A 12586-nucleotide genomic window follows, 5' to 3' on the forward strand; every position below is an offset into this window, starting at 1 on the left:
GACACTTGAAACCGGGGTGCATGCTTCGACGGTCAGCCGATGCCGCCGCAGCGCGCCGCCTGCAATGCGCCGTCGATCGTGCCTGCCTTCGCCGGATTGGGGACATAGGCGCGCAGCAGGGCAAAGCCGCTGATCGGTTTGGCGGTCTCGATGACGATCAGCTCCTCCAGGTTTTCCGGCGGGTTCTCGCGCAGGATGGAAAGCTGCTCGGTGGTCAGCACCAGCATGGACAGGCGCTCCGCGCCGGCGGTGCGGTTGTTGAGGCTGTAGACCGCTTCACCGGCCGTGTTGAACAGGCCGATGGACCAGAAGGGCGCCGGAATTCTGGCGTCGAACAGGACCGGACCTTCGTCGAGCTGAAAGCGGCATGCGGCGTGTTTCATGGCCGGATCGAGATCGGGCAGGACCTCCTGGCCCGGACGGACATCCGGCAGCAGATTGAACTGCCGGTCGGGACCGTGGCCGGCGACCTTGTCGTAGGCATTGTGCTGGACGTTGCGCGGAATGCTGAGCACCACGAGAATATGGATGATCGCGGCAAGGCAGAGTGTCGCCAGCGCGCCAACGGTCAGGCTGAAACGGGGGGACAGCGTCATGGGCAGCCCAGCCGTTCGATTGCCGGCATGCTGACACCGTCCAGGGCTGCGCCCGTGGTCACCGGGGCATCGTAGATCCTGAGCACGAAACGCAATCCGTCGCTTGCGTTCGCGGCGGCTGCAAGCGGCAGCCAGTTGCCGGGATGCGCGCGCCTTGCGGCGGTGATTTCAAATGTTCCGTCCTGGTTTCGCAGCAGGGTGTGGCTCGCCAGGTTCACCCGGCCCGGCAGGGTCTCCACCAGATTGCCGTGACCGTCAAGCGCGGTCAGGGTCCACAGACGCGCGGATGGTGTCTGGCCGGCAATCCGGTAGATGCAGGTCGGGTCCAGCAGGTGGCCGGCGCTGTCCTCGCGCGCGGTCAGGGCCAAACCCTCGCCCGAGGCCAGCGGGATGACGGCCCCGCGTGTGTAGATGGCCACCGAATAGGGATCGGCTTCCGAGGTTCCCGCCTTGGGATAGGCATGCCAGGGGCCGATGGTGGCGGCATTGAGCGGCTCTTCGCGCTCAATGATCAGATAGGCGGAACTGATGCCCAGCAGCGCCGCGATCAGGACCACCAGGATGACTGTCGCCAGCGTCCGCATGGGATGACCGCGATGGGGGCGGATCGCGCGCGGCAGGTGGCCGTCCGACCAGTCGTCCTTGCCGAAGAACGGCTTCAGGAAAGTCGCACTCATTGTACCGTCACGGCCTTTTCCGGTTCGCCAGAGGGCGTGATGCGCGCGCTCTTTTGCGCGCGCAGCCGGTGCAGGTCCCGTCCGATCTCGAGCAGGAGATCCTGGGTACGCCGTTTCAGGACACGCGGCTGAACGGCATCGACCTGCTTGTCGGCCTGCCGCGACGGCGCGGCGCGCGCCAGGCGCGGCAGACTGTCCGCCTCCACACCCGGCATGCGGGCCAGTTCGATGCCGCTGTGGGCAAAGGCCATGTATTTCTGCCAGGTCATGGCGGGAAGGCTGCCTCCGGTGACGCGCCGGGTCGAGGTGAAATCGTCGTTGCCGAACCAAACGGCCGTGGAGAAGTTGCCGGTATAGCCGACAAACCAGGCATCCCGGTAGGCATTGGTCGTGCCGGTCTTGCCGGCGGCGACAACACCGTCGATCCGCGCGCGGCGGGCGGTGCCCGCCTCAACCACATTGACCAGTATTTCATTCAACTGATGGACCTTGTCCTCCGGCAAGGCGCGCTGGGGCGGGGGCGCGTCCTGCTCGTGCCGGTAGAGCACTTCGCCGTCGCTGTTCGTCACCTCCAGTATGGCGTAGGCGGGCGCCTTGAAACCGCCGTTTGCCAGGGAGGAATAGGCGGAGGCCATGTCGATGACGGAGACTTCCGACGAGCCGATCGGCAGCGAGATCGAATTCTCCAGCTCATGGGTGAGGCCCATGGCATAGGCGGTTTCGATGATTTTTTCACGGCCGAAATCCAGGGACAGGCGGACCGGAATGGTGTTGATCGATTTGGTCAGCGCCAGCCTCAGGGTGACCGGGCCGCGATAGCTCCTGTTGTAGTTCTTGGGCGACCAGTTTCCGATCCAGACCGGCCGGTCCGGCACGATGCTGTCCGGCTCATAGCCGTTCATGAAGGCGGTCATGTAGACGAAGGGCTTGAAGGAGGAACCCGGCTGCCGGAGGGCGTTGACCGCCCTGTTGAACTGGCTTTCGCCGTAGGAACTGCCGCCGACCATCGCGACGACCGCTCCATCGGGGATCATCGACACCAGTGCGGCAGCGCCGGCATCGCGCAACTTGCCGTTTTCCCGCAGTACGGTTTCAACGGCCAGATCCGCCTGGCGCTGCAGCGCCGGATCCAGCGTGGTGCGCACGGTGACGATGCGGTCCCGGGCGAGCGCGGGATTGCGCCGCGCCAGCTTCTTGACCTCGTCCAGGGCCCAGTCGAGGAAATACTCCGGCAACTGTTCCTGGGAGCGGTCGACCGCGAGGGCCGGGTTGCGGCGGGCGCCAATGACCTGGCCCTCGGTCAGAAGGCGGGCCTGGACCATGTTGGTCAGAACCTCGTTGGCGCGCGCGCGCGCCGCAGGCAGGTTGATGTGCGGCGCATATTTTCCGGGCGCCTTGAAAAGCCCGGCCAGCATGGCGCTTTCGGCCAGCGTCAGCTCGCGCACGTTCTTGTTGAAATAGAATTCGGCGGCCGCGGTGACGCCGAACACGCCGCCGCCCATATAGGCGCGGTCGAGATAAAGTTTCAGGATTTCCTGCTTGGTGAGATTGGCCTCCAGCCAGAGCGCGAGATAGGCCTCCTTGACCTTGCGGCTGAGGCTGCGCTCGTTGGTCAGAAACAGGTTCTTGGCGAGCTGCTGGGTGAGCGTCGAGCCGCCCTGGACAACGCCGCCGGCCCGGGCGTTTTCCACCATGGCGCGGAAGGTGCCGACAAAATCGATGCCGAAATGGCTGAAGAAACGGCGGTCTTCCGTGGCCAGTGTCGCCTTGATCAGCGAGTCGGGGATTTCCTCGAGCGGCACGCTGTCGTTGAGAACGATGCCACGGCGGCCGATTTCCTTGCCGAACCGGTCCAAAAAGGTGACCGCAAAATCGTCGGTGGTCTTCCAGTCGGCGTAGCGGGTGGCCTCGAACGCGGGCTGGGCGAAGGCGAGCACGACGATGAAACCGGCAAGACCGTAGGTCAGACCGTCGGAGGAGAGCTCGGCGAGAAAGCGCCACACGCCCGTGGCGCGGAAACGGCGCAGAAACGCGTCATATCTTTCGAAGATCCGGCGGATGGTTGATCCGCTTCTCCACAGCGCGGTGTCGACAAAGGCATCGAGACCGAGGAAGAAGCGGCGGATTCGGCGCTTGCTCTTCGGCGGCTGCCCGTCTGCCGGGCCGGTTTCTTTTGACTGCGGTGTGTCCGTCACGCGAACGGTGTCTCCGGATCAGACTGGATGGACGCAAACTAGCCGGTTTTGACGGCGAGGAAAACCTGTGAGTGCGAGGGTGCGCCCGGGGTGCGGTTTACCCACCATTTCCAGCGGAAGGTCCGGTTTTCAGGCGCAATAAGCTGCGTTTGCATTGCCGCGCGCGGCCCGGCATGCTACGCGCCGGGATCATCCGGCACCCGAAAGGCACCTTCAGTTCCATGAGCGCAGACGAAAACGCGGGCGGGCTTCCGTTCTGGAAGACAACAACGCTTGAGGACATGAACGGCGCGCAGTGGGAATCCCTGTGCGACGGTTGTGCCCGCTGCTGCCTGAACAAGCTGGAAGACTGGGACAGCGGCGCCATTGTGTGGACCGACGTCGCCTGCACGCTGCTGGACGGCACCAGTTGCCGCTGCCGGGACTATCCCAACAGGGCGCAAACCGTGCCCGACTGCATTCAGCTCACGCCGGAAGAAGTCCGGACACTCACCTGGCTGCCACCCACCTGCGCCTATCGGCTGGTCCGGGAGGGCGCGGATCTGTACTGGTGGCATCCTCTGGTCTCGGGCGATCCGGCAACCGTGCACGAGGCCGGCATTTCCGTTCGCGGACGCACGGTCCCGGAAGACGGCATGGCCCTTGAGGACTACGAGCGGCATGTGGTGAGCTGGCCGGCCGAAGTCCCGGCCTGAACAGGCGCCACCAAGCCGTCATGACGTCAGCAGAAATGCTTCCACATGGCGGCGGAGGCGGGCTTTGAGCACGGTCCGGTCCGTGAGCTGATGGCTCTTGAGAAGAATTGCCCCGTGGATCATGAAGGCAATCAGCCCGTCGACCATTTCGGCCGGTGACCTGTCCCGGCGCAATGGCGGCTCAAGCGTGTCCGACTGCTGCCAGATTTCCAGAAACGCCGCCAGTTCCCCATCGAGCGCGTCGAGTGTCTCGACGAACGCTTCCGCGCAATTCGGCTTGGTGACCCCGATATTGTCCATGAACAGACGCAGGATTGTCGGGCTGTCGGTGATGACCGCGATCAACGCCATCATGCGCTGGATCAGCAGCCCGACCGGGTCGGCGATCTGCCCGATTTCCGCCGGTTCTACCGAGGCGGTGCTGCGCAGGGCATTCAGCCGGTCCAGCAGGATGTAGGACAGCAAGCCATCCATGTCGCCGAAATGCGCAAATACGGTGCCTTTGGCAACTCCGGCTTCCCTGGCGACGGCGTCCGCCGTGATCAGTTCCAGCCCGTGGGTGTGGCTCAGGTCCCGGGCGGCCGACAGCACTCGGGCGCGTGTGGCGATGCTGCGCTGTTGCGGTTTGCGTGTCATGTAGCCTCTTAAAAATTGACCGCGGTCAAAAAATATCTTGACCGATGCGTCTGTCGATGTCAAAAAATGACCGTGGTCAATTTTTTACGGCACTTCCTCGCACAAGACTGGATCAGACATGACACGCATTCTCGTCCTGGACGGACACCCGGCCGAAGGTTCCTTCTGCGGAGCTCTGGCGAACACATATGCCGAACAGGCGCGCGAGAAGGGGCACGAGGTTCGCATCAGCCTGCTGTCGCGGATGACCTTCGACCCCGATTTCGGCGTGTCGCGTTTCAAGGACGCCAAACCGCTTGAGCCCGACCTTGAAGCGGTCTGGAAGGAAATCCAGTGGTGCGAACATCTGGTGGTGGCGCATCCGCTGTGGTGGGGCGGCCTGCCGGCCAAGCTGAAGGGGCTGTTCGACCGGATTCTTCTTCCCGGCGCGGCCTTCAAATATGTCCAGGGCAAGCCCTTGCCCGAAAAACTGCTCAAGGGACGGACGTCGGAGGTTCTGGTCACCTGCGATACGCCCGGGTGGTATTTCCGGTGGATCTACGGGGCGGGCGTGCGCAAGCAGATCGAAAAACAGATCCTCGGATTTTGCGGTCTCAAGCCGGTCGGCTATCACCTGTTTTCGCCGCTGCGCGGGTCGGACGAGAAGGCCCGCGACAAGATGCTCGATCGCGCGGCGCGTCTCGGCCGCCGGGCCTCATGACTTGAAGGCGGATTGCCCGGCTGATGGCGCGTCAGCGGCCGAACCGGTCCCGCCAGGTCGGCACGGGGTCATCTGAGGCGGGGGAGGCATTGTAGATGCCCCTTGCGATCGCCCTTGCCAGGCAGGACGCCGCAGCCGCCCCCAGTTGCACCATGTCCTCAAGACCGTTTTCCAGCCTGCGTTGTCCGGTTGACAAGGCGAAGACAAGATCACCGTCCAGAGGCGTGTGCGCGGGCCACAGGGCCCGGGCGAGTCCGTCATGGGCCATCACGGCGAGACGTTTGGCTTCGCCCTTGGTGAGGATCGCATCCGTGGCCACCGCTGCGATGGTCGTGTTGGCGCCGGCCTTCAGGCCGTCCAGCTTGGTGCGAACGGTGATGGCGTCAGCGGGCAGGGGGTGTGCCATGCCCAAACCGCCGAATTCTTCGCCGATCTCGAAGGGCGCCGCCCAGAAATGGGCGCCGTCACCGACGGTCGCACGACCAAGGGCGTTCACCGCCACGATCGCCCCGACGGTGACGCCATTGTCCAGAACCTGGGATGCGGACCCAAGGCCGCCCTTCAGGTTCGCGGTGGTTGCGCCTGTTCCGGCGCCCACGGATCCGAGAGCGAAGTCGTGGCCGATCGCGTCCAGAGCGGCGCGTCCAAGATCGCGGTAGGGAGCCGCCTGACCCCAGCTCTTGTCGCCGCCGTTGAGTAGATCGAACAATATGGCCGTCGGCACGATCGGCACGCGAAACGGCCCGATCTGAAATCCGTAACCCAGTTCCGCCAGACGGCCCTGAACGCCGGCGCCGGCATCCAGGCCGAAGGCGGACCCGCCGGCCAGCACCACCGCATCGATTTTTTCAACGGTCTGCTCGGGTTCCAGCAAGGCGATCTCGCGGGTTCCCGGCGCGCCGCCATGGATGGCGACCGAGGTCACCGCGGGCTCATCGGGAACCAGCACGGTCGCTCCCGATTTGAGGTCCTGATCGGAGGCATTGCCGATTTTCAGGCCGGGAACATCGGTGATCAGATTGCGTTTGCCGGTCATGGGTGCGGGTTCCATCAGTGCTGCGATGCTTCTTTCAAGTCTGATCGGGACACGCTCACGTGTCGAGGCTTTTATAGCCGCGCCGAACATATAGAAGGGATTTGCCGGGATCGGTCATGCGCAGGTCCGCGACGGTGCCGACAATGATCGAATGGGTTCCCATCTCGGTGACCGAATACACCTCGCAATCGACACTGAGGCGGGCACTGTCGAGCGCGGGACATCCGGTGGCAAGGTTGGTCCACGCCCCTTTCGCGAATCTTTCCGGCATGTCGAGACTGTTGCGCCCGGCGAAGACGTCCGAGATTTCCTCGTGATCGTCGCTCAAGGTGTTGAGGCAGAAACAGCGGTTTTTCAGAACCGCATGGTGGATCCGGGTGTCCCGGTTGAGGCAGATGAGAATGCTCGGGGGATTGTCGCTGACGGAACAGGCCGCGGAAACCGTGGCGCCCAGACGCCCGCCGGGTCCGTCCGTGGTCACCACGTGAACGGCTGCGGCGATGCGGCTCATGGCCTCGCGGAATCCCCTTGTATCCAGGGTCAGCCTGTCCTGGTCGTTGGGGTCTGGCGGGGAAAGGGCCATGGTGCCTGCTCCTTGGGCGGACGATACGAGAATCACGTGTGCGACCGGATGCGTCCGGAGTTTATGCGCGCCGGCGGGCACTGCCTAGATGCGAGTTCAAAGGGCCGCCCTCCGGGATATGGCATCCGAACGTGGATCCGGCCAGTATTTTGTGATTGCTCCGATTGAGCTCGGTTTCGGCTCGCGCTAGGGTGCGGACACATAAAATTCCACATTCAGGCGTCAATCGAGCGCCGGAGACACGGATGATCTTTCAGAACGTTGCGGCCGGCCTGGTCCTTTTCGCCATCAGCCTGGTTCCGGCGCCGGTCCTTGCCGAAATCCGCATTGCCGTCGCCGGACCCATGACGGGGCAGTTCGCTGCCTTCGGCGCGCAAATGACCGGCGGGGCCGCCAGCGCGGTGGCCGATATCAATGCCGCCGGCGGGGTGAACGGCGAAACGGTGGTTCTGGAGACGGTCGACGACGGCTGCGACGCCGACAAGGCGGTTGCCGTCGCCAACCAGCTGATCGGCAAGGAAGTGGTTTTTGTCGCCGGTCATTTCTGCTTCGGTCCCTCGATTTCGGCGAGCGAGGTGTATGCGCAGGCGGGTATCATCCAGATGTCTCCCGCCACCACCTTGCCGAAATTCACGCAGGACCGTCCCGGCGCGGGTGTTTTCCGCCTGGCGCCAAGGGATGACCAGCAGGCGGACGTCGCCGGTGCCTTTCTGGCGCGGGACCATGCCGACGCGCGCATCGCCTTTCTCCATGACAAGACGGCCTATGGAAAGGGCCTTGTCGACGCGGTCAAGACAGTGATGAACGGTCTGGGCAAACGCGAGAGCCTGTCAATCGGATATGACGCCGGGGAGGACGCCTATCGGGAGCTCGTTTCCGATCTCGTCCTTCAGAATATCGATGTCGTTTATCTGGGCGGCTACCACCCGGAAGCCGGACTGATCAAGCTGGAAATGGTGCGCCAGGGGCTTGATGCGATCCTGATCGCCGGCGACGCGTTGATGACGGATGAATACTGGTCGGTGACCGGGCCGGCGGGGAACGGCACGCTGCTGACCTATCCGGAGGTCCCGCGCCGGATGGCAGCGGCTGGCAAGGTCGTCACCGCGATGGAAAAGGCCGGATTGCTCGCCGATCGGTATGCCTTGACGACTTACGCTGCTGTTCAGATCTGGGCAAAGGCCGCCCGGCAGGCACAGACCACCGGCTTTCAGGACGTTGTCGACGCCCTTGGGGCAGGATCGTTCGAGACCGTCCTGGGAACCGTTGCCTTTGACGACGAGGGCGATGCGGGCGTGCCGGCCTATGTCTGGTACGAATGGCGGGACGGTGCACCGGCGCGCAGATGAGTGAACTCACTGGAACAGGCGTGCCGTTCAAAAACGGAAAACCCGCGGTCGGAGCGGTGCGCGGGTGTTCCGTTCGGGTGATTTTCGCCGAGTTCCGGTGATATTCAGGTCCGGCGTCCCGTTCCCCTGATCACCAGGTTGACCTTGTCGGCATAGATCGGAAGACCGGCCGCCATGCCGTAGAAGCTTCTGAAAAAGCCGCCCGTGACTTCGAACCCGACCTGGCCCTTGGCCTTGGCGCCAGTGATCTTCACCGTCAGACTGGTGCGTTTCGTCTGACCGCGCAGGCTCAGCACGCCGTCGACTTCGGCAGTGTAGTCACCGGTGATGCGGACCCGGGTGCTCTGAAAGGTCGCGACCGGATGATTGGCGACATCAAACATGGCCGAGCTCTTCAGGAAGCCGGTGACCGTGTCGTTCCGGGTGGAAACGCTCGAGAGGTCGACCTTTACGCTGACCCGGCTCTTTTCCGGCTGCTTCCGGTTCAGGACCAGGCTGCCGGAGACGGATTTGAATTCGCCGGTAACGGGACCCCGGCCGAGCACCTTGACCGAGAAATCCGCGTCGATGTTGGCCGGAGACAGCGTATAGGTGCCCGAAAGCGGTCCGGCCGCGGCGGGTAGCGGGGCCGCGATGACGCCAAGAAGGCCGGCAAGAGCGGCAAACGACGTCCAGAAGCGATTACGTGTGCCTTCCGGGAGAAACGTGATAACGGGCATTTCAAAGATCCTTGAACGGGATTGCCTAAGCAATCTGATGCGGCTGTTGACTGCGGGTTTCCGCTGTCAGGCTCCTGTGTCTGGAGCCGGCGGGGTCGTGATCCAGTATCCCCGTTGATCGCCGCTGGCATAGTGACAGGCGACACAGTCCGGCTTTCCGCGACGTCCGCCGATCCATTCGATGTGACTTTGCCCGTTAACCTTCCGGTAAGAAACTGGCGTCCCCCCGTTCTGTCAAGGCGCCCGGCAGGGTAGTCTGCGGCAGTGACCACGGGGATCGTAATGCGTCTTTTCACCTTGTTGCACCAAACTCTGCCGGCGTTTGCGCTGCTCTGCGGCCTTGCGGCCGGCGCGCCCGCAGCAGCGGCCGAGCTTGTCGGCTTTTCCGACACCCGGTTCCGTCCGGGGACGATCGTCATCAGGAATTCCGAAAAGCGGCTTTACCTGGTTTTGCGCGGCAACCGGGCGATCCGCTACAAGGTGGCCGTCGGAAAACGCACGAAATCCTGGACGGGGCGGGCGCATATTACCGCGAAATACATCAGGCCTGACTGGGCGCCGTCACTGGAAGTGCGCCGGGACCACCCGCATCTTCCCACCCTGATCCGGGGCGGAGCGCCGAACAACCCGATGGGCGTCGCCGCCATGACGCTTTCCAACGGAAACTATGCCATTCACGGAACCAACCGGCCGGGCTCCATCGGGCGCGCGGTGTCCTACGGCTGCATCCGCATGGCCAACCACGACATTCAGGACCTGTTCCAGCGGGTCGGCGTGCGCAGCCCGGTGGTGGCGTTGCCCTGATCCAGGGCCAGGCCGGCGCAGGGACAGCGTGCCGCATGTTGTTTCGCTTTGTTGAATATATATTTCGGGGCGGGCCGGTTGCGGCCCGTCGCAAAGCCCTGTCGGTATCCAGTGCCCCAACACGGTGCCGGCGGGGTTTTGCTTCCGCGCATGTCGCACGGTTACACATTGCGACACATTCACCGGTTTCCGGCCATAGATTCGCGACACCTTTCTTCTAGCTTGTGAAGAGACCGACGCGCCGGTTCAGACCGGTCGCTTTCCTTCCGGCTGGTGATTTCATGAAAAGCATCCTCCAATCGCGCTATTTTCTCTGGGCCCTGCTTGCTGTTCCGTCCCTTCCGATGATTGCCGCGCTTGCCGGCGGCACCGTGTCCGGGGACGGCCGCTCCGCGAGCGAGTTCCTTCTGCATCCGACGGGTGAATTCGCCGCGCGTTTCATGATCATCGCCATGGTCATTTCACCGCTCAGGTTGATCTTTCCCAAGTCCCGGTTCTGGCATTGGATGGGGCGGCGCCGGCGTGCGTTCGGGGTCGCCGCCTTCGGCTACGCGGCTCTGCACACTGCACTTTATCTGGTCGACATGGGCACTCTGCGGTCTGTTCTGGGTGACTTCCGGAGCCTCGGCATCTGGACCGGATGGCTGGCATTCGTGGTGTTCGTCCCGCTGGCGGTAACCTCAAACGATGCGTCCGTCCGTCTGCTGGGCCGAAGCTGGAAACCGCTTCAGCGTACGGTTTATGCCGCTGCCGTGGCGACGCTGCTCCACTGGATGTTCGTGCACAACAATTTCGGACCGGCGCTGGTCCACTTCCTGCCACTGGCCGGGCTGGAGGCCTATCGCCTCCACCGGATTTACGGCAAGGGGGCACGGGCCGGACATTCCAACACGCCCCAGGAGAGGGAATTCACATGAACCTTACGTTGCACACGGCGGTTTCCATGCTGTCCTGCATCTTCACCTGTCCGGCCTACGCGACCGGTGTCTATCAATGCGAACCGACTGAAAAGGCCGCTTGGCTCAGTGAGGTGCAAGTCAGTGAAAAGCTGACGGAGGACGGCTGGCAAATACGCCGCATGAAAGAGGACGGCGGTTGCTGGGAGGTCTATGGAACCTCTCCGGACGGTCTCAGGGTCGAGGTCTATGTGCACCCCGTTTCCGGCGAAGTGCTGCTGATCAACCAGCGCGGCACGATCCTTTACCGCAAGCAAGACTGACGCCGGGCAGGACCGTTACAGCCAGCGCCGCGGGTCGGTGGCCGGATCGGGAGCGCCCGACGACGACAGGGCGGCGACCAGGTCCTTGACCGCGTCAAGCGAATGCGCGGCGCGGAATTCATCCACATGGGGCAGTATGGCGCGGATGCCCTTGGCCTTTGCCTCGAAACCGTCGAAGCGGAGCAGGGGATTGAGCCAGACCAGGCGCCTGCAGGAGCGGTGGAGCCGGTCGATCTCCCGGTCCAGATCCTCGTCCGTGTCCCGTTCCAGGCCGTCCGTGATCAAAAGCACTGTCGGCTTGCCGGACAGCACCCGGCGCGACCAGTGCAGATTGAAATCGCGCAAGGCCGAGGCGATGCGCGTCCCGCCGGACCAGTCCTCGACACCGTCCGAACAGGCTTCAAGCGCTTCGTCCGGGTCCTTCATCCTGAGTTGCCTCGTGACATTGGTGAGGCGCGTGCCGAACAGGAACGTGTGCACGTCGCGCCGTTCCGCTGTCGCGGCATGCAGAAAATGCAGCAGCAGGCGGGAATACTGGCTCATGGAGCCGGAAATGTCACAAAGTACCACCAGCGGCGGCCGTTTTTCGGCCGGTTTGCGGAATTTCAAATCGATCATGCCGCCGCCGGTCCGCAGGGAAGCGCGCAAGGTCCGGCGCGGGTCCACCCGTCCCCGGGCCGCGGCCGCCGGGCGCCGCAGCCGGATCCGGTCCATCGGCAATGCCATCGCGCGCAGGGCCCGCCTGGCCTCCTCGATTTCAGCCGCCGTCATCTGGGCGAAATCCTTGGATTGCAGAAGCTCCCTGCCGGAGACCGTGAATTTGGCATCGATCTCGATCTGGGGGACCGTTTCCTCGGCGACCCGCTCCTTCGCCGCCTCGAACGCCTGCGAGACCCGGGTCTGGCCGGCTCTGGGCTTTTCAGGCGCTCCGCGCGGGGGCGCGACGGGAGACAGAACCGCCAGAAGCTTTTCGATCAACCCGCGACTCTGCCAGTAGATCCGGAAGGCCTCGTCGAACAGGACACGGTGTTCCCGCTTGCGTATGAACACCGCGTGCAGTGTCCAGTAGAGGTCTTCCCGGCTCTCGATGCCCGACACCTCGACCGCGGCGACCGCGTCGACGACCGAGGCCGGGCCGACGGGCATGCCGGCCTTGCGCAGGGTCCGCGCGAAAAAGACGATGTTGTCGGTGATGCGCGAGCGCAGTTCAGGAGAGGACATATTGTTCTCCATGGACGCCGAGGCTCTTGTCGCGCCTTGCTACAAGGTCACCCCGGACAAGCGTGGTGCAGAGCCGGGGCGCATTTGCCTTGCCGGTTGTCGAAGTGGGAAATTGTCTCGCATGAAGATCCCCATCCCACTCGGGTCTCTGGAACC

At 63.8% G+C, this 12586-nt stretch carries 14 protein-coding genes; 6 read left to right on the forward strand and 8 right to left on the reverse strand.

Annotation, left to right across the window (positions count from 1 at the left end; genetic code table 11):
• Positions 1 to 32 precede the first annotated feature (32 nt).
• The 3 genes from AC0VX3_RS12045 to AC0VX3_RS12055 are packed head-to-tail and all read right to left on the reverse strand — an operon-like array spanning position 33 to position 3468.
• Positions 33 to 596 (reverse strand): DUF1254 domain-containing protein, encoded by a 564-nt coding sequence (locus AC0VX3_RS12045; protein ID WP_475524903.1) that lies wholly within the window; start codon positions 594 to 596, stop codon positions 33 to 35.
• On the reverse strand, positions 593 to 1273 hold the full coding sequence (locus AC0VX3_RS12050) for a DUF1214 domain-containing protein (protein ID WP_475524904.1): 681 nt from the start codon (positions 1271 to 1273) through the stop codon (positions 593 to 595). Before AC0VX3_RS12050 ends, AC0VX3_RS12045 begins: the two co-directional genes overlap by 4 nt.
• Complete coding sequence (locus AC0VX3_RS12055; protein WP_475524905.1) at positions 1270 to 3468, reverse strand: transglycosylase domain-containing protein; 2199 nt, start codon at positions 3466 to 3468, stop codon at positions 1270 to 1272. The genes AC0VX3_RS12050 and AC0VX3_RS12055 overlap by 4 nt, the downstream gene beginning before the upstream one ends.
• Before the next feature lie 221 nt (positions 3469 to 3689).
• Between AC0VX3_RS12055 and AC0VX3_RS12060 the strand changes: the two genes are divergently transcribed.
• A complete protein-coding gene (locus tag AC0VX3_RS12060) occupies positions 3690 to 4163 on the forward strand; it encodes a YcgN family cysteine cluster protein (RefSeq protein WP_475524906.1) in 474 nt (157 codons plus the stop codon).
• Between the two features lie 18 nt (positions 4164 to 4181).
• On the opposite strand, the gene AC0VX3_RS12065 is transcribed toward AC0VX3_RS12060, so the two are convergent.
• Positions 4182 to 4799, reverse strand: a complete 618-nt coding sequence (locus AC0VX3_RS12065; protein WP_475524907.1) for a TetR/AcrR family transcriptional regulator — start codon at positions 4797 to 4799, stop codon at positions 4182 to 4184.
• Between the two features lie 118 nt (positions 4800 to 4917).
• Here AC0VX3_RS12065 and AC0VX3_RS12070 point away from each other — a divergent pair, with 118 nt between their 5' ends.
• Entirely contained in the window at positions 4918 to 5499 is a 582-nt protein-coding gene (locus AC0VX3_RS12070) for an NAD(P)H-dependent oxidoreductase (protein ID WP_475524908.1), read from the forward strand.
• 31 nt (positions 5500 to 5530) lie between these two features.
• Here the strand turns inward: AC0VX3_RS12070 and AC0VX3_RS12075 are convergent, their stop codons facing one another.
• Entirely contained in the window at positions 5531 to 6535 is a 1005-nt protein-coding gene (locus AC0VX3_RS12075) for a P1 family peptidase (protein WP_475524909.1), read from the reverse strand.
• Positions 6536 to 6590: 55 nt separating this feature from the next.
• Positions 6591 to 7118 carry a flavin reductase gene (locus AC0VX3_RS12080; RefSeq protein WP_475524910.1) on the reverse strand — a complete coding sequence of 176 codons (528 nt, stop codon included), beginning with the start codon at positions 7116 to 7118 and terminating at the stop codon, positions 6591 to 6593.
• A 245-nt stretch (positions 7119 to 7363) separates the two neighbouring features.
• On the opposite strand from AC0VX3_RS12080, the gene AC0VX3_RS12085 reads away from it, so the two are divergent.
• Positions 7364 to 8467 carry a branched-chain amino acid ABC transporter substrate-binding protein gene (locus tag AC0VX3_RS12085; RefSeq protein ID WP_475524911.1) on the forward strand — a complete coding sequence of 368 codons (1104 nt, stop codon included), beginning with the start codon at positions 7364 to 7366 and terminating at the stop codon, positions 8465 to 8467.
• A 104-nt stretch (positions 8468 to 8571) separates the two neighbouring features.
• On the opposite strand, the gene AC0VX3_RS12090 is transcribed toward AC0VX3_RS12085, so the two are convergent.
• Positions 8572 to 9186, reverse strand: a complete 615-nt coding sequence (locus AC0VX3_RS12090) for a YceI family protein (protein WP_475524912.1) — start codon at positions 9184 to 9186, stop codon at positions 8572 to 8574.
• Between the two features lie 282 nt (positions 9187 to 9468).
• Here AC0VX3_RS12090 and AC0VX3_RS12095 point away from each other — a divergent pair, with 282 nt between their 5' ends.
• From AC0VX3_RS12095 to AC0VX3_RS12105, 3 genes are all read left to right on the forward strand, one after another.
• Entirely contained in the window at positions 9469 to 9990 is a 522-nt protein-coding gene (locus AC0VX3_RS12095) for a L,D-transpeptidase (protein ID WP_475524913.1), read from the forward strand.
• Between the two features lie 281 nt (positions 9991 to 10271).
• Positions 10272 to 10907 (forward strand): protein-methionine-sulfoxide reductase heme-binding subunit MsrQ, encoded by a 636-nt coding sequence (locus tag AC0VX3_RS12100; RefSeq protein ID WP_475524914.1) that lies wholly within the window; start codon positions 10272 to 10274, stop codon positions 10905 to 10907.
• Complete coding sequence (locus tag AC0VX3_RS12105) at positions 10904 to 11209, forward strand: PepSY domain-containing protein (protein ID WP_475524915.1); 306 nt, start codon at positions 10904 to 10906, stop codon at positions 11207 to 11209. The genes AC0VX3_RS12100 and AC0VX3_RS12105 overlap by 4 nt, the downstream gene beginning before the upstream one ends.
• A 15-nt stretch (positions 11210 to 11224) precedes the next feature.
• On the opposite strand, the gene AC0VX3_RS12110 is transcribed toward AC0VX3_RS12105, so the two are convergent.
• Positions 11225 to 12430, reverse strand: coding sequence for a vWA domain-containing protein (locus AC0VX3_RS12110; RefSeq protein WP_475524916.1), 1206 nt, complete (start codon positions 12428 to 12430; stop codon positions 11225 to 11227).
• Between the last annotated feature and the right edge of the window lie 156 nt (positions 12431 to 12586).

This window comes from Roseibium sp. QJM3NY_11 (genome assembly GCF_056173175.1).

What these genes read in the sequence shown, in the direction of transcription:
- AC0VX3_RS12045 (WP_475524903.1), bottom strand. Translation starts at nt 596, where the DNA reads ATGACGCTGTCCCCCCGTTTCAGCCTGACCGTTGGCGCGCTGGCGACA.
- AC0VX3_RS12050 (WP_475524904.1), bottom strand. Translation starts at nt 1,273, where the DNA reads ATGAGTGCGACTTTCCTGAAGCCGTTCTTCGGCAAGGACGACTGGTCG.
- AC0VX3_RS12060 (WP_475524906.1), top strand. Translation starts at nt 3,690, where the DNA reads ATGAGCGCAGACGAAAACGCGGGCGGGCTTCCGTTCTGGAAGACAACA.
- AC0VX3_RS12065 (WP_475524907.1), bottom strand. Translation starts at nt 4,799, where the DNA reads ATGACACGCAAACCGCAACAGCGCAGCATCGCCACACGCGCCCGAGTG.
- AC0VX3_RS12070 (WP_475524908.1), top strand. Translation starts at nt 4,918, where the DNA reads ATGACACGCATTCTCGTCCTGGACGGACACCCGGCCGAAGGTTCCTTC.
- AC0VX3_RS12075 (WP_475524909.1), bottom strand. Translation starts at nt 6,535, where the DNA reads ATGACCGGCAAACGCAATCTGATCACCGATGTTCCCGGCCTGAAAATC.
- AC0VX3_RS12080 (WP_475524910.1), bottom strand. Translation starts at nt 7,118, where the DNA reads ATGGCCCTTTCCCCGCCAGACCCCAACGACCAGGACAGGCTGACCCTG.
- AC0VX3_RS12085 (WP_475524911.1), top strand. Translation starts at nt 7,364, where the DNA reads ATGATCTTTCAGAACGTTGCGGCCGGCCTGGTCCTTTTCGCCATCAGC.
- AC0VX3_RS12090 (WP_475524912.1), bottom strand. Translation starts at nt 9,186, where the DNA reads ATGCCCGTTATCACGTTTCTCCCGGAAGGCACACGTAATCGCTTCTGG.
- AC0VX3_RS12095 (WP_475524913.1), top strand. Translation starts at nt 9,469, where the DNA reads ATGCGTCTTTTCACCTTGTTGCACCAAACTCTGCCGGCGTTTGCGCTG.
- AC0VX3_RS12100 (WP_475524914.1), top strand. Translation starts at nt 10,272, where the DNA reads ATGAAAAGCATCCTCCAATCGCGCTATTTTCTCTGGGCCCTGCTTGCT.
- AC0VX3_RS12105 (WP_475524915.1), top strand. Translation starts at nt 10,904, where the DNA reads ATGAACCTTACGTTGCACACGGCGGTTTCCATGCTGTCCTGCATCTTC.
- AC0VX3_RS12110 (WP_475524916.1), bottom strand. Translation starts at nt 12,430, where the DNA reads ATGTCCTCTCCTGAACTGCGCTCGCGCATCACCGACAACATCGTCTTT.